This is a genomic window from Oryzomicrobium sp. (assembly GCF_036820405.1).
Lineage (GTDB): Bacteria > Pseudomonadota > Gammaproteobacteria > Burkholderiales > Rhodocyclaceae > Oryzomicrobium.
The window spans coordinates 199,433-215,246 of the sequence record NZ_DAISLS010000004.1; the positions used below are offsets into that span (position 1 = coordinate 199,433).

A 15,814-nucleotide genomic window follows, 5' to 3' on the forward strand; every position below is an offset into this window, starting at 1 on the left:
TGACCCTGTAGCCACTCCAGGGATTTTAATGGGGGTATCAATACTGGCAACTTGCCACGGGAGACTGCAGATGTCTGCTCAACACGAAGCAAAAAACTTGAACGCGCATCCTGATGAACACAGCTGCGGCTGTAACCACGCCTGCAATGCCTCTGCCAAGCCAGCGGACGGTTCTGGTCCGCAGCAAAGGGCCGCTTTAGGGCAACTTCTTCTACGGGTTCCTGCGATGGACTGCCCGACGGAAGAAGCGCAAATTCGTCGTGCGCTGGAGCAATTTCCCGCTATCCGTCGCTTGTCGTTTGACCTGGCGGCTCGAACCCTGAGCCTCGATGTGCCGACGGATGCATGGTCGGATATTCAAGCAGCCCTCAAGAAGGCCGGTTTCGATTCGGAACTCCCTACGGAAGAACCAAGCGTTGATTCGGCGGCACAGAGCCGTAATCAGTTCGTGCAACCCATCGCGGCTCTCCTGGTCGCCATTGTTGCCGAGGCGGTCGCTTACGTTGCTCCCGAAACCCTTGTCTGGAAGCTGCTGGGTATGGGCATTGCGGGAGTAGCCATCGCGTTGTCGGGGCTTTCCGTCTTCAAGAAGGGACTGGCGGCTATCCTGCGTGGGCAGCTCAATATCAACGCACTGATGTCGGTCGCCGTGGCAGGTGCCTTCGTGATTGGCGAATGGCCGGAAGCGGCGATGGTGATGGCGCTTTACGCGATTGCCGAACTCATTGAAGCCCGTGCAGTGGACCGCGCTCGCAACGCTATCAAGAGCCTCCTCGAGTTATCGCCACAGCAGGCTGAGGTGCGTCAACCGAATGGCTCGTGGCTTCAAATTCTGGCCAAGGAAATCCAGGTGGGCCAGATAGTCCGTGTCCGTCCTGGTGAGCGTTTTGCACTGGACGGCAAAGTTACCTTAGGCAACAGCGCGGTCGACCAGTCCCCGGTGACCGGCGAAAGTATGCCTATTGAGAAGGGACCGGGCGACGAGGTATTTGCTGGCACCATCAACCAAAGCAGCGCACTGGAGTTTGAGGTAACGGCCCCGGCGAGCGATACCGTGCTGGCCCGCATCATTCATGCCGTTGAGGAAGCCCAGGGTTCGCGCGCACCCACGCAGCGGTTTGTTGACCGTTTTGCTGCCATCTACACGCCTGGCGTCTTTGTCCTGGCCGTAGGCGTCGCACTTGTCGGTCCCTTGGCGTTGGGTTGGACCTGGATGGCCAGCCTCTACAAGGCGCTGGTCATGCTGGTGATTGCCTGTCCCTGCGCCCTCGTCATTTCGACCCCGGTTACGGTGGTCAGCGGCTTGGCTGCTGCGGCGCGACGCGGCATCCTGATTAAGGGTGGCGCGTACCTGGAGGAGGCCCGGAAACTCAAGGCGGTGGCGCTGGATAAGACTGGCACGGTCACTGAAGGTCGCCCTAAGCTCGTCGCTCAAGTCATCCTCTCCAAGGCTCTCCCCGAACCCGATGTCTTGAGCATTGCGTTCGCCTTGGCCGGACGCTCTGACCATCCGGTGTCCAAGGCTGTGGCCACTGGGCTGGCACTGCCCGAGCAAATGGACGTGCAAGACTTTGGCGCTGAGGCTGGGCGTGGTGTCTTTGGGACGATCGCCGGACACGATTACGTGCTGGGTAACCATCGCTGGATTCACGACCGTGATCAGTGTTCTCCGGAACTGGAAGCGCTCCTGTTCGAGCATGAGCGTCAGGGACGTACCGTCGCCATATTGGCCAACCGGGAAACAGTCTTGGTCATGTTCGCTGTTGCGGACACCATCAAGGCGAGTTCTCAGGAAGCCATCGGGGAGATGCTGAAGCTTGGCGTGACCCCTGTCATGCTGACCGGAGATAACCCCGCCACTGCATCCAGCATTGCCGCCCAGGCTGGCATTCAAGATGTGCGCGCGAATCTGTTGCCAGAAGAAAAGCTGGATTCCATCCGTGCGCTGGCCAGCGTCGGCGACCCCGTGGCCATGGTGGGGGACGGTATCAACGATGCGCCTGCACTTGCAACGGCGGATATCGGTTTTGCCATGGGCAGCGCTGGCACCCATACCGCCATGGAGGCGGCCGACGTGGTCATCATGAACGACGATCTGCGGCGTGTGCCGGAGACTATCCGCCTGTCCATACAAACGCATTCCGTGCTCTGGCAGAACATCACCCTGGCCCTGGGCATCAAATTCGTTTTCCTGCTGCTGGCCCTCTTCGATCACGCCACGATGTGGATGGCGGTATTTGCCGACATGGGGGCCAGCTTGCTGGTGGTGTTCAACGGGCTGCGGCTTTTACGAGATCGCAAACCCTGACGTAGTCGCGGGGTCCGAACCTAAGCTGAAGTTGGCGCCAGTCAGAAGCTGGCGTTCAACGTCAGAACTAGACTTCATAACTTCTAGTCGCGCTCAAACCTTGTGGCTTGGATGGAGTGCATCGTAGCGAACGAGAAAGGCTCGCCCAGCACTGCGATGCCGATTTCGAGATCCTTCAGTCCTTCATTCTTGAAGTTCATCTCCGGTACAAACCCATACTGCTTGTGCGGAACCCACGTGACGTCGGTGATTTCAATGGCTGTCCCCCATTCGTGGAGCGCTGGCCAAGAAGTCGTTTTGTAGTTTCCGCCAACGAGATAGACGGGACCACCTCGTGCGAGCTGGTATCGCCCCGTGGAAAGGTCGGCTGCATGTGAGGCAACGCAGATCGATGCGTGAAGATAGTGCATCGCGGCAAGGAGGGCTTTATGGGGCCGGTCAGCTAGCTTCTCTGGGTCGGCCAAGCCGTGCATAAGATCGTTGCGGAGCGAATTGATCAATTTCCAATCTGCTTTCCGGCCCGCTTCAGCCGATTCCGGGTCGATGCTATCCAAAACGAACGCGCGGACACCGACTAGAGATGTTCTCTTTCTTGTGAACTGATGTCCGCATGACTCACAGGAACCTTTCACCTCTTCCGTACCTGGCGGTAGCCCTGCCGCTTTAGCAAGCGGTGGCTCCATCGATTCAAGGCCAATGTAGGCTTCCTGGAATGCGGTAGTGTCGTCCAGGTTTCCAATCGCCTCTCGATATTGCAGAGCGGCCCTTCGAAGTCTATGCCCAGATTCCAAGCCATCCCAGTGCGCCAGGAGGTGTTTTGCCTTTGCAACGGTTTGCTGCGTAATTGGCTTACTCCAATGCTTCAGCGGCAGTCGCTTAAACATTAGGAATTCGCATTCATCAACCTTCTCCGCCCCTAAGCGTGCCACTTGTAGCGGTTCAGTAGTCTGGAATGTCGATCCGTGTACCAGAGCGATCGCTGAGAGGAAATCCTCTAGTAGCGAGAGACCTCGTCGGGCAGCGGCGACAAGGTCGAAGTTAGGCTCAGCCTCAAATTCAATTGCCAAGATAGATCCACCGGTTTGAAGCTGCACGGCGGTTTCTGATTGAGCACTTCGGATAGAGATATTGCACGGCGTTTTCTGGATTGACAGTCCCTTCAGGGTTTGCGCCACCATATCCACTGATAGAGGCTGATACCCAAGTACGCGATAAAGGCACGTACTCGTGGAGCTAGCCTTCTGCTTTCCGGGTTTCTGAGCGGACTTCTTATGAGAATTTTTATTGGACATCACGTGAACTCCATCGAATTTTTTTGCCTGCGACCCTGCAAGACACCAACCTTAGTTCTCTAACACGATTATTTATTTCAGTGATTGAAATAACTCTTTCATGTCCTTGAACTCACCACCAACCCGATCAAGGGAGAATTGATACATCAATGAATTCTCCGCGAACTTCTGGCGCTCGACATCCATTTCGACGGTATTTCCGTCAACCGCGGCCTGAGAGGGGACATGGTACTTAAGGCTGACGGGTGGCGACTGCCAAGAAGAATTTCCCTTCAAATGCCCTGGCGAAGAAGTGTTCAACTGAAGAGGAGGGGATTGATCGGCACTGGCGGCCTCGGTAATTTCAATATCCATCGCTTTGTAGTCTGGCGTGTCAGCGTTGGCGATATTGGACGCAAGAATCTGCTGCCTATAGGCCCTTATTCCGAGCATTTTCTGTTGAAAATCTCTGTTTTTGTTGTTTGAACCGTTCTCGTTCGCTGGTAAATGAGATGAATGGGTAGTGCCAAGAGTCAATTTTCCGGCGGGGTCGAAATTGTCACTTGAGGCAGTATTGGCAGCCGCCGAACGTGAGACGGCGTTTTCAAGGATGCTTGAAAACGCCGTTGAGCTTGGAATTTCACCTGTCCCGGACACACGAGGCGCAGTAGTTCCGATAAGTTCCACCTGTCTCGCCGGGAACAGCGATGAAGGCTCAGGCATCGGACCTCGTTGGATGAAATACGGCGGTGGTGGCGATCGGCCGTGGAAAAGCATCGCCCACGCTGTGCACTGCAGGCCTTGCCTCGGCTGTCAGCGAACGAATGGGCGGTGCAGTGACCATCGTCTAATTCAGGATGAAACGAACACTCTGGCCGGACATGTCGCCGAGTTTGACCAAGGCGACAGCTTTTGTGCCGGCTTGGATCTTGAAGGTCCCCTGGGCACGCAACTGGTTACCTCCGGCTGGCAGCAATTTGACTTCGATCTTGTCTGATGCGGACAGGAGCGTTACGGTAGCTGACGCATTCCGGGTGTCGACAGGCTGATTGTGATCAGTCACGTAGAGGGTGAGGGAATCAACCTTCGCCACCAGCTCGTAGTTGATGTCTTTGACGACCGATACGACGCCATCGTGCTGGGGCTTGGCATCATGGGTATGCGCCTGGCCCGGCTTTTCGTTGTGGGCATGGCCCTTATGATCGTCCGCAGCGGATGCCAGATTGACGAAGCAAGCGAATAGAAAAGCGGAAAGTACCGTGGAAGGTTTCATGGGAGCTCCATGTCAGTTGGTAAATTGGTTAATGAAAATTAGGGTTGTCGCCGTGCTCGGATGTGCTGTCGGCGATGGTGCAGCCTTGCGGTTGGCGCGCACAGGGTTTGGTTTCGCACTGCAACGTCGTGTGGACTACCCTGAAGCGGTTGGCCAACACCGTCTGTAAGGCGGGCTTCAAAGCGTCTTCGGGGGAGTAAGTCTGGTCATAGACCACATGCGCGGTCAGGCTGGTCTTGCCGGTCGTCAGCGCCCAGACGTGCAGGTCATGGACGCCGAGTACGCCTGGCACAGCCAGCATGGCCTGCTCCACCTCTTCTAAGTCGATGCCTTCGGGCACGCCTTCGAGCAGGATATTCAGACTGTCCTTCAGCAAGATCCAGGTGCGTGGCAAAACCCAGAGGCCAATGGCGACAGCCACAAGCGGATCTACCCAGGACCAGCCGGTTAGCTGAATCACCACCGCGCCCACGATCACGCCAATCGACCCCAGAAGGTCGCTCCACACTTCGAGATAGGCACCCTTTACGTTGAGGCTATCTGACTGTCCTCTGCTCAGCAGGCGGATGCTGATCAGATTGACGATGAGGCCGATACTGGCGATCACGAGCATCCCAACCGAATGGATTTCGGGCGGGGAGGTGAATCGCCGGTAAGCCTCAACCAGGATGTAGAGCGCCACGGCAAACAGCAGCATGGCATTGAAGGCAGCTGCCAGAATCTCAAAGCGGTGGTAGCCATAGGTTCGTCGGCGATCGGCCGGGCGCCGGGCAATGCGGATGGCCGCCAATGCGATGGCGAGCGCGGCAGCATCGGTCAACATGTGCGCGGCATCCGAGATGAGAGCTAAGCTGCCGGTCAGTACGCCGCCAATGACTTCGGCAACCAGGAAACTGCCGGTCAGCGCCAGAGCAAAGCGCAGGGCACGCTCGTTCTCGGTGCTCGGGAGCGCGTGGGTGTGGCTCGCACTCATGCGGCCCCTCCTTGATCATCGTGGCGTCGCTTCCATTTCTGCTTCGTCATCTGTAGACGACGCCGAAGATTTTCCGAAAATTTGGGTGCCTTGCCGCGCCTACCTTCCCGCCAGCAAACCCATCCGTAAAGTGCCAGAAGGGTGAGCATCATCCCTAAGGTGACCATGAGTAGTCGAAACTCAAGGTGGCTGTGGATCATGTGCTTAAGCATGAAATGTCGGCACCAAGCTCATGGCTGCTGCGCCTTGCCGCAATTCGGACAAAACTTCGTCCCCGGGGCGAGGTTCGCATTGCAGGCCGCACAATTGCCGGGTACCAAGGCTGTGCCGCATTGGGCGCAGTAGCGACCCCCAGGGGGTGTCGCGGAGCCGCACTTCGGGCATGAGGGGCCACCAGCAGCGCTATTGGTGGGTGGCGCTGAATTTGAGGGATAACTGTTCCCCCATCCATGATGGCCGCTGTTCCGGTCACCGCCATGATGACCTCCGCCATGCGAACCAGCGGCTCCTCGCAAGAGTTTTTCAAAGAATCCCATATCAACCTCCGTAGGTGAGTGGATTAAAGAGTGACCGACAGCTTTTGCCGCATCTGGCGCCATACCCCCGGTCACACCTGGAAAACGCTATGCCTCGCTTGGCTTGGGCACCGGGTCGGTGGTGAAGTCCTCCTCATCGGCATCCTTGCCGTGGGCGAGGCGATAGAGAATGGGCAAGACGAGCAAAGTGAGTGCAGTCGAAGACAGGATCCCGCCGATCACCACCGTCGCCAGCGGCCGTTGGACTTCAGCACCGGTGCCGGTCGCGATGGCCATCGGTACGAAACCGAGAGAGGCCACCAGTGCTGTCATCAATACCGGACGCAGGCGGGTGAGCGCGCCTTCCCGGATGGCGGCATCGAGCGGCCGGCCTTCCTCACGCAGGTTGCGGATGAAAGAGATCATGACCAAGCCGTTCAACACCGCGACGCCCGAGAGGGCGATAAAGCCAACTGCCGCGGAGATCGACAATGGAATACCTCGCAGCCATAGTGCGATAAAGCCGCCAGTCAGCGCGAAGGGAATGCCGCTGAAGACGAGTAAGCCGTCCTTGACGTTACCGAACATGGCGAAAAGCAGCGTGAAGACCAGCAATAGCGCGACGGGAACAACGATCTGCAGCCGCCGGGTGGCCGACTCCAACTGCTCGAACGTCCCGCCCCAGGCAGTCCAATAGCCGGCAGGCGCCTTCACCTCCTCCAAACGACGCTGCGCCTCCGCCACGAAGGAGCCGATATCGCGGCCTCGCACATTGGCGCTGACTACAACCCGGCGCTTGCCGTTTTCGCGACTAACCTGGTTCGGTCCGGGGGCCAGTTGGAGGCTGGCAACCTCGCCCAAGGGAATGTAGGTCGTGCGGCCCTCGCTTTTTCCGTTCGTACGCGGCAACGCGATCGGCAGGCGTTGTAAGGCATCGAGATCGGCACGCAAGGTTTCGGGCAAACGCACCACGATGTCGAAACGACGGTCGCCTTCGAACATCGTGCCCGCCTCCCGTCCCCCGATCGCCGTGGAGATGGTTTCCTGCACATCGCCGACGTTGAGGCCGTAACGGGCGGTCTTGTCACGATCGATGTCCACCGTGAGCATGGGCAGACCCGTGGTTTGCTCGATCTTGACTTCTGAAGCGCCGGGGATCTTTTCCAGGATGGCGGCGATGCGAGCGGCAGTGTCGTTCATGACATTCATGTCATCGCCAAAGACCTTCACCGCCACGTCGCTACGCACGCCGGAGATCAATTCGTTGAAGCGCAACTGGATAGGCTGGGAGAACTCGTAATTGTTGCCCGGCAAACTGCCAACCACTTCCTGCACAGCGGCCAGCAACTCGTCCCGGGATTTCTTGGGCTCCGGCCATTGATCCTGCGGCTTCAGCATGATGTAGCCGTCGGAGATATTCGGCGGCATCGGATCGGAGGCAATTTCGGCGGTCCCGGTGCGAGCAAAGACGCGATCGATTTCCGGGAAATCCGTCTTCAGCCGTTTTTCCAGTTGCTGCTGCATCGTGATCGACTGCGACAGACTGGTGCCAGGGATGCGCAGGGCCTGGATAGCGAAATCCCCTTCGTTCAGGCTGGGAACGAATTCACTCCCCATGCGCGTCGCCAACAAACCGGACAAGAGGATCATGACGGTCGCGAAGACGAGTACGACCGGCTGGTTGGACATGACACGATCCAGCGTGGGTTCGTACCAGCGCTTGGCAGCCAACATCAGCCTGTTCTCCTTCTCGGCAACCGGGGCACTCATGAAGAGCGCAACGGCTGCTGGAATGAAGGTCACCGACAGGATCATGGCGCCAACCAGGGCCGTTACGACGGTAAATGCCATCGGATGGAACATCTTTCCTTCCACACCGGTCAGGGCGAAGATGGGCAGATAGACAATCATGATGATGAGTTGGCCGAAGAGCAGTGCCCGGCGGGCCTCCTGTGAGGCGGCGAAGACTTCGTGGAAGCGTTCTGTCCGGGTTAGTGCCCGCCCATGGTGGGCTTGGGCGTGGGCCAGACGGCGCACGCAGTTCTCGACGATGACGACCGCGCCGTCGATGATGATCCCGAAGTCGAGGGCGCCCAGGCTCATCAGGTTGGCGCTGACCTGGTAGGTCACCATGCCGGTGAAGGTGAACAGCATGGAGAGGGGAATCACCATGGCAGTGATGACCGCCGCCCGTAGATTGCCCAGGAACAAGAAGAGAATGGCGATGACCAGGATCGCCCCTTCGAGGAGGTTCTTCTTGACCGTGTTGATGGCCTTATCCACCAGTACGGTCCGGTCGTAGACCGTCACAGCATGAATGCCCTCCGGCAGGCTTCGGTTGATCTCGACCATCTTCGCGTCAACTGCCCGGGAGACGGTTCGGCTGTTCTGGCCGATCAACATGAAGACGGTACCCAGCACCACCTCGCGGCCATTGTCGGTGGCAGCGCCGGTACGCAATTCGCGGCCGATGCTGACTTCCGCTACGTCGCGGATACGGATGGGCACGCCCTGGACATTGCCGAGAATGACATTGCGGATGTCTTCCATTGAATGCACTTGGCCTGGGGCGCGAACCAGGTATTGCTCACCGCGCTTCTCGATGTAGCCGGCACCGACATTGTTGTTGTTGCGGTCGATGGCGGTCACCAGTTCCTGCAAGGTCAGGCCATAGGACGCGAGCTTTTCCGGGCTGGGCGCCACTTGGTATTCCTTGGCGTAGCCGCCGATGGAATTGATCTCGGTGACCCCGGGTACATTGCGCAACTGGGGCTTGATGATCCAGTCCTGGATTTCGCGCAGATCGGTCGGCGTGTAGGGCGTGCCGTCGGGCTTCTTGGCGCCTTCCTTGGCTTCGACGGTCCACAAGTAGATTTCCCCAAGTCCGGTCGAGATCGGCCCCATCGCTGGAGCAATTCCGGTCGGCAGCTTTTCACGGGCCTCCTGGATGCGCTGATTGACGAGTTGGCGGGCAAAGTAAATGTCCGTGCCATCCTTGAAAATCACCGTCACCTGGGAGAGCCCGTAGCGCGAGAGCGAGCGGGTCTGTTCCAGATTCGGGAGGCCCGCCATCACCGTTTCCACGGGATAGGTGACCCGCTGCTCCACCTCGAGTGGGGAATAGCCGGGCGCAGCGGTATTGATCTGGACCTGGACGTTGGTAATGTCGGGCACGGCATCGATGGGCAGCCGCTGGTAGTTGTAAATGCCCAGCCCGGCCATGCCGAGGACTGTGAGCAGTACCAGCCAGCGATGCTCGATGGCCAGTCGGATGATGCGTTCAAACATGATCGGCTCCCTCGCTTAGTGGCTGTGCTCGGCACTGCCCTTGCCCAGCTCCGACTTGACGACGAAGCTGCCGGCGGCTGCGTAGGACATGCCCGGTTTCAGGCCACGGGCCACTTCGACGATCTTTCCGTCGGATCGCCCCAGAGTGACCGGTTGAGCGACAAAGCCGCCGGGTACTCGGGTGAAGATCACGGGCTTGTCATTCACGGTCTGGATGGCATCGGCTGCCACGGCGACCGGGACATCTGCTTCACCCGACTGCACCTCAACATTGACGAAGAGCCCGGGACGCCATGCCATCTGCGGATTGGGGAGTGTCACTCGTGCTCGGGCAGTACGGGTTTCCTGGCCAAGGAGCGCGCCGACATAGGAGACCTTGCCTTCTGCCTTCGAGTCGAAGGCAGTGGCCTTGACGATGGCCGGTTCGCCGACCCGAACCGTGTTCAAATCCTTGGCGGGCACGATGATCTCGGCCCAGACCGAGGACAGGTCGGACACGGTAAAGATGCTGGCGTCTTCTTTCACGGCCTCGCCCAGGGCAATATGTTTTTCCACCACCATGCCGTCGAAAGGAGCACGGATTTCATAGCGGTTGAGGGCTCCTGTCGCTTGCGGGGTAGCGCCGAGGGCAACAAGTTTTTGCTGGGCGTTAGCCGTTGCGATTTCGGCTTCCTGCAGGGCCTGTTTCGCTTGGAGGTAGTCCTGCTCGGCGGAAATCTTTTCCTCCCAAAGCTTCTTTTCGCGTTCATAAGTCGACTTCGCGAGGGCAAGGCGCTTCTGGGCAGAAAGCAATTCACTGCGCTGTTCAGACAGACCCGTGCTGGCAATGACAGCCAGAATCTGGCCCTTCTTCACCGTTTGCCCCAGGTTGGCCGGGACGCTTTCCACCACGCCGGCCAGCCGAGGGACGACGTGGGCCGTCCGATCTTCATTGAAGCGAATCTCTCCCGGCAACTGCACGGCGGTTCGAATGCGGGCCGGCGCGGCTTTCTGAATGGTGATAGCGGCAGCTTGAACCTGCGCATCACTCAGTTCCACCTTGCCTTCTTCCTGGGCAAAGGTGAAGAGATAGGGGGAATTCGCCGTCTGCGCCGCGATGGTCGCGTCGAAGACATGCGGCTCTTCAATCGCCACGACGCTCTTCAGATAGTCCTTTTCCACGGCAAAGGCGATTTCCTGCTTGTCCCCACTGGGCCGAGCGAGCGAAACGGAAACCTTGGCGGCGCTGGGTGATACCGGCTTGCCCTGCTGGAAGAGCCAGACCCGGAAGCGGGGTTCGCCGCCTTCTTCTGCCAGCAGGATTTCGAGGCCGAAGCCGTCTTCGGCAAAAAGCTTCCCGCCGTGAGGGCCGGTTTGCGGCCCCTCTTCATGATGTTCGGCATCACCGTGCTCCTTGGCGTGTTCATGGCCATCGGCTGCTTGCCCGCCATGGTGCTCGGTATCAGCGTGTCCCTGTGACTCGGCATGGCTGCCGTGGCCATGGCCGTCGCCGGCAGGTTGGGATGGCCCCGTGCCGAGGATCGCGGCGCCGATCGCCAAACCTGCGACCAGGATGATGGCGATGGCGATGCTCTGCTTCTTGTTGAGTTGGGAGCGGAGTTTGTTCAGATTTGTTTTCATGATGAATTCCTAGAGTTGTCCACCGCCGATTGGGGATGACGCAGCTACGGCGCCAAGCACGCGGTCGATGTCGGCCGCTGCCCGATGGGCGTCGGCCAGCGCTCGCAGGTATTGGGACCGTGCCTGGAAAAAGGTGCGCTGCGCATCCAGCACCTCTAGGAAGCTGAATTTGCCCAGCTCGTACCCCTTGCTGGCTGCCTCATAGGCACTCTGGGCACCCGGCAGAATTTCCTTCTGCAAGGTCCCGACTTCCAGGCTGAGCGCCTTGAGCCGTTCGTGGGCCTGGGCGATTTCGGTGGAGAGGCGGACTTCCGTCGCGGCCAGTTCGTCCCGTGCCTTGTCGGCACGGCGCAAGGCTTCCAGCAGATTGCCCTGGTTACGATCAAACAGTGGGAGTGGAATCGACAAGCCCACAACGGCTTGGTCACGCCCCAACTCTTCGGCACGTTTGGCGCCTAGACTCACCGTTACGTTAGGTATCCGGCGCGTCCGCTCGACCTCCGCTAGCGCAGAGCGGCGATCGACTTCGAGGCGAGCACGAGCGAGGGCGGGGGACGCCGCCAGACGATTGGTAATCTCTTCCGACGTTGGTACGGCAGGCAATGTCTCGGCTCGTCCATCGGCCCGCTCAAAACGCGGTGACGGATTACCCCAGGTCGCGGCCAGGCGTTTGCGTGCGCTCGCCAATTCCGCTTGTGCCTGATTGAACTCCACCCGAACGGATCCTTCCGCCACCCGGGCTTTGGTTTCCTCCACCGGCGAAACCTTGCCTGCCATGACACGCCGTGACGCAGCCTGGGTCGCACGCTGGGCGAGGTCAAGCAACGCTTCGGCCAGCCGGACGCGCTCTTGCGCGACAAGCACGTCAAAGAAGGCTGCCACGGTCGCCGCACGGATTTCCAGGCGTTGGGTGGCCAGATCGGCGGCGGCTACGTCACGTCCGCGTTCAGCCGACTCGATACGGGCGGCCCGCTTGCCGCCCAGTTCGATGGCCTGATTGATCTGCAAGGTCGTCGTGCGGGTGGCCTTGTTCTGGGTGTCCTCGACCAGGGTCGCAATTTCGGGGTTGGGGCGTACGCCGGCCTGGATGACGGCTCCCTCGACGGCCTGCAATTCGCGCGCGGCAGCAGCCAACGTAGGGTTGGCCGATAGGGCGAGATCGATCGCGGCGGCCAGGCCCAGCGGCCCGGTCGACTCGAGTTTGCCGGTCTGTGGATTCGGCAGGAGGGCAGCCGAATTGACGTTGCCCGGCGCCATCGAGGACTGCGCCAGTGCAGGGGAAACCAAGGGGTTGAAAATGGTGGCTGCCAACCCCAGCAGCCCGATCAGGGATGTGCGTGGTCTACGCATCGAATTCTCCTAAATGAACAGGACAATCCGGCGAGACCGAAAAGGCGGCTACGTCAGCCGCAGAAAAAAGGGGGATGTCTCGCCGGGCTTACGCGGCGAGCTGTCTATCAGGGCGCTCGGGCCCCTCAGGGATATGCGATGCGAAGTAACGCGGGCTGATGCCGTTGAACACCACAATTGGAGCTACGACCAAAGCTTCCAGACTGCTGAGAAAGCAGTTGTGGCCATTTAGATGGGAACTACAATCATTGTCGGCGCTCGGGTTGATCTTGCCCGACTCGTTCTTACCCTGATCTCCAAGCCCTTTGTGCTGGTGATCATGGTGGCCGAAGTGCTGCGCGGCTTGGCCTGTCTCGTGTTGGCAATACACACCCACCCCAGCCCAAGCGAACTGGAAGGGTAATATGACCACGAGAAGGAACACGAGCAGCTTTTTCACCCGAGTAAGTTTATCAGAGGTTAGTGGAGGAATGCCAAGCCCCGTCTGCGTCGGATAGGCAGAATGGTAAACGGGGCTGGGATTCTCATTAGGCTATTGGAGCATTGGCCGGTTTTCGCACCGCAGCGGCTTCAGTTAGGCAGTGGCGGCCATTCTCCCCGAATATCGCCTTGTCCCCAATAGGCCGGTGCCGATGGGTTGTCGGCTGGCTCACTGACCATTAGTCGGAGCTGTTCGATCTGTTCAGTCGAAACATTCGGGATTGTCGCAACATCCTCTCGGTCATAGTCGCCCAGCACCGTGAGAATGTTGTTCTCGGCATCGTGGCGCAGAGTGGTTTTGTAAAGCGGGATACTGTCTGCCTTCATACGTGTGCCGTCAGCGTCAAATTGCTCGAGTGAAAGATATGCTCTCTGGTGAGCGTCGAACACGCGTAGCCACCAAGCGCCGAGTTGCAACGTCCTGTCGCCAGTCGATCCGAGACGGACGTTCGCCGAGAGCATGTTCCGGCTGAAATCGCCGCTCCAGCCGAGTGCCGCCATGGGATCGCCGCCCGCATCCAGCAGTGCCGCGGCCTGTCTGGCCAGCGGGTAGCAATCGTCGGAATCCTCTGGCTCGATGATGTCGACTGGCGTAGAGAAGGGCAAGCCTTCGCGATCATGATCTCTGGGGCTCTCGACTAAGGCTGTGGCAACGTATAAACCATCCGACAATGTGGCACTTCTACAGCTGTCGATCAGCAATGGCTTTCCATTCCAGGATTCCAGCGTCTTTCCGAAGGCCCAGACACTTTCGCCCACGGTCCGGTAATAGCGCCAGCTAGTGGTATCGGTCTCGCTTTTCGCTACCGCAAACGGCGTCGCCCAGACCCGTGCCTCGCCATCATTGGCGACCAGGTGCTGCCAGTTGCCGGCGCCAAACAGTTGCGCCACGAGTTCCTGGGCGATATGGCGCTTCACAGGGAGGCCAAGTGACACCATCGCCGACATCATGGCCGTTGCCCAGTTGGCTGGGAACGGAACCAGCAGGAACCCGTAAGGTTCAGTGCGACTATCCTGATCGAGTTCAAAGTTGATGGAAGCAAATCCCGGTAGTGATCGGAGCCTGGCTACCATCCGTTCGTTCTCGCCGCGGGTACGGATGCCTTTCAAGGCACTGTGGACGCGTTCGCGATGTCTGGGCTGGTAGGGCTCAAAATACATCCGCCGGATTTCGGCAAACGTCTTGTCGTGCACCCGTAAGCGGATTCCATCAGGAAGCCGGTCAATTGCGGAGGGGAAGATGCGCTCGCGGTCGCAGATACCTAGAACGGCGGCCAGTCCGTCAACGAAGGTACGTGCGGCTTGGACCGAAAAACCTGAAAGGTCACTGTCCACTTCGCCGGCGACAACAGTGTGCCAATCAGCGGAATCTTCTTTCTCAAGCAGCCGCTTGGCGGCTAAGTAGTCCACTCCCTCAAAGCGGTTGAGCAGTTCCTTACGCACGGCATCTTCGTCGGGAATTGGCATGCCAAGCTTGGCAAGATATCGGCCAATGCGGCGGGCGCCGAAGCTATAAAAATTGCTGGAATCTTCGGGGAAGGAAGAGGTGCTATCAGTCATCATTTTCTCCAAGTCCGAGCGCCATGAATCCTGGTGTGCGCATTCCAGAGCAACGCTCGATGGAAAAATGATGGTGTAGCAGAGGAAGTGTCCTGATTCGCCCTATCGCAATTGCGACGCGCACTGGCTGGTGTCGGACAACCGTTATATATAGTATCCGATTAGACGTACAACGCAAGTGCAGTTGCTTATGATGTATAGCGACAACCTGATAACGATTGCCCACTCAAGCTTCCTCACAGGCAGCCTAAAATGGGCATGGGAGCATGCATTGTTGGAAACCACCCACTGACATCTGATCAGCTAGAAGATGTCTTGTGTCTGAACATGCCTAAATCCGATGAGAGATAACCCTGCCTTCTCAGTCAATCCAGCTAAGCGGCTCGCCGTGCGGATCCGCCCCGGTGGCGTGATCGTCATACCGCGCCCGATCCTCGCTGCGCTCGGCGGAAATGCGGCTGAGATATCGGTCGAGGTCAAGGCCAATCGACTGTCGCTAGAAAAGCGTAAATCGCCGGCAGATGTTCGGTTGGCGAGGTTCAAGGCCAGGCTTGCTGACCGGTTGCACAAACCCTCTCTGGTCGGGCGCCGTAGAGCTTTAGGAGAATTGGCCGCACAAGCTCAGGAATTGGATAGTCACCCTGATAGTGGGGAGTGATTTGGGCATGCAGATGCCTCCGGCGCCGCATCCATTGCAGTCAGGATGCTGAAGCCCAAGACGCCACAAGGCAGGCTGGCCACCGCCGCTAATGACTTGTTGGTCGTGTAGAAGGTGGTATTAAACTTCCGGTACAAAAAGTTTTGCACGTTGACGTGCGCGATCACCAGTTGGTGTTTGCCGGGGTTCCGTTCGCGCTGGAAGGCGGCATCATCATCTCAAGAGCACGACCAGACCACGTCACGATTAGGCTCGGCGCTACCTGAATGGGCGCCACAAGAAGATAGCGACCAAACGACAGATTTAGTGTTTGGCCGATCAGTATGTTTTATGGATTGCCGACGAGCGTCGCCGCGGAGCAGATATTTGCTGCGCAAGCGAGCCCAATGAGAAAAGGTATGGAATTGAGGCTCCTGGTAAGACATCAAAGGACGTCATGCTGATGTTTCATCGCCCTTGCCAAAATGTAAGAAAATGGCACCATAGCTATGGTTTAGAGCCAATTAAATTACATATTT

11 protein-coding genes are annotated in these 15,814 nt (G+C 58.5%); 1 reads left to right on the forward strand and 10 read right to left on the reverse strand.

The window, feature by feature from the left end; all coding sequences use genetic code 11:
- Window positions 1-70: 70 nt before the first annotated feature.
- A complete protein-coding gene (locus V7Z98_RS05140) occupies window positions 71-2,308 on the forward strand; it encodes a heavy metal translocating P-type ATPase (protein WP_334157227.1) in 2,238 nt (745 codons plus the stop codon).
- Between the two features lie 83 nt (window positions 2,309-2,391).
- Here V7Z98_RS05140 and V7Z98_RS05145 read toward each other — a convergent pair whose 3' ends face one another.
- The 10 genes from V7Z98_RS05145 to V7Z98_RS05185 form a co-directional block, all read right to left on the reverse strand.
- Window positions 2,392-3,486 (reverse strand): hypothetical protein, encoded by a 1,095-nt coding sequence (locus V7Z98_RS05145; RefSeq protein WP_334157228.1) that lies wholly within the window; start codon window positions 3,484-3,486, stop codon window positions 2,392-2,394.
- Window positions 3,487-3,672: 186 nt separating this feature from the next.
- Complete coding sequence (gene flgB, locus V7Z98_RS05150; protein WP_334157229.1) at window positions 3,673-4,302, reverse strand: flagellar basal body rod protein FlgB; 630 nt, start codon at window positions 4,300-4,302, stop codon at window positions 3,673-3,675.
- 124 nt (window positions 4,303-4,426) lie between these two features.
- Complete coding sequence (locus tag V7Z98_RS05155) at window positions 4,427-4,852, reverse strand: hypothetical protein (protein ID WP_079434312.1); 426 nt, start codon at window positions 4,850-4,852, stop codon at window positions 4,427-4,429.
- Between the two features lie 28 nt (window positions 4,853-4,880).
- Window positions 4,881-5,825: a cation diffusion facilitator family transporter gene (locus tag V7Z98_RS05160; protein WP_334157230.1), complete on the reverse strand. Its 945-nt coding sequence runs from the start codon at window positions 5,823-5,825 to the stop codon at window positions 4,881-4,883.
- 230 nt (window positions 5,826-6,055) lie between these two features.
- On the reverse strand, window positions 6,056-6,424 hold the full coding sequence (locus V7Z98_RS17850) for a zinc ribbon domain-containing protein (RefSeq protein ID WP_442951813.1): 369 nt from the start codon (window positions 6,422-6,424) through the stop codon (window positions 6,056-6,058).
- A gap of 24 nt (window positions 6,425-6,448) precedes the next feature.
- A complete protein-coding gene (locus V7Z98_RS05165) occupies window positions 6,449-9,628 on the reverse strand; it encodes a CusA/CzcA family heavy metal efflux RND transporter (RefSeq protein WP_334157231.1) in 3,180 nt (1,059 codons plus the stop codon).
- 15 nt (window positions 9,629-9,643) lie between these two features.
- Window positions 9,644-11,248, reverse strand: a complete 1,605-nt coding sequence (locus V7Z98_RS05170) for an efflux RND transporter periplasmic adaptor subunit (protein WP_334157232.1) — start codon at window positions 11,246-11,248, stop codon at window positions 9,644-9,646.
- A 9-nt stretch (window positions 11,249-11,257) separates the two neighbouring features.
- Window positions 11,258-12,598: a TolC family protein gene (locus tag V7Z98_RS05175; protein ID WP_054622006.1), complete on the reverse strand. Its 1,341-nt coding sequence runs from the start codon at window positions 12,596-12,598 to the stop codon at window positions 11,258-11,260.
- A gap of 88 nt (window positions 12,599-12,686) precedes the next feature.
- On the reverse strand, window positions 12,687-13,037 hold the full coding sequence (locus V7Z98_RS05180; RefSeq protein WP_334157233.1) for a hypothetical protein: 351 nt from the start codon (window positions 13,035-13,037) through the stop codon (window positions 12,687-12,689).
- Between the two features lie 131 nt (window positions 13,038-13,168).
- The gene (locus V7Z98_RS05185) at window positions 13,169-14,638 is read right to left on the reverse strand and encodes a hypothetical protein (protein ID WP_334157234.1); all 1,470 of its coding nucleotides are present in this window, start codon (window positions 14,636-14,638) and stop codon (window positions 13,169-13,171) included.
- Window positions 14,639-15,814: the final 1,176 nt, after the last annotated feature.

Coding starts and splice junctions, on each gene's coding strand:
- V7Z98_RS05160 (WP_334157230.1), bottom strand. CDS start 5,825: ATGAGTGCGAGCCACACCCACGCGCTCCCGAGCACCGAGAACGAGCGT.
- flgB (WP_334157229.1), bottom strand. CDS start 4,302: ATGCCTGAGCCTTCATCGCTGTTCCCGGCGAGACAGGTGGAACTTATC.
- V7Z98_RS05145 (WP_334157228.1), bottom strand. CDS start 3,486: ATGGTGGCGCAAACCCTGAAGGGACTGTCAATCCAGAAAACGCCGTGC.
- V7Z98_RS05185 (WP_334157234.1), bottom strand. CDS start 14,638: ATGACTGATAGCACCTCTTCCTTCCCCGAAGATTCCAGCAATTTTTAT.
- V7Z98_RS17850 (WP_442951813.1), bottom strand. CDS start 6,424: ATGGCGCCAGATGCGGCAAAAGCTGTCGGTCACTCTTTAATCCACTCA.
- V7Z98_RS05170 (WP_334157232.1), bottom strand. CDS start 11,248: ATGAAAACAAATCTGAACAAACTCCGCTCCCAACTCAACAAGAAGCAG.
- V7Z98_RS05165 (WP_334157231.1), bottom strand. CDS start 9,628: ATGTTTGAACGCATCATCCGACTGGCCATCGAGCATCGCTGGCTGGTA.
- V7Z98_RS05175 (WP_054622006.1), bottom strand. CDS start 12,598: ATGCGTAGACCACGCACATCCCTGATCGGGCTGCTGGGGTTGGCAGCC.
- V7Z98_RS05140 (WP_334157227.1), top strand. CDS start 71: ATGTCTGCTCAACACGAAGCAAAAAACTTGAACGCGCATCCTGATGAA.
- V7Z98_RS05155 (WP_079434312.1), bottom strand. CDS start 4,852: ATGAAACCTTCCACGGTACTTTCCGCTTTTCTATTCGCTTGCTTCGTC.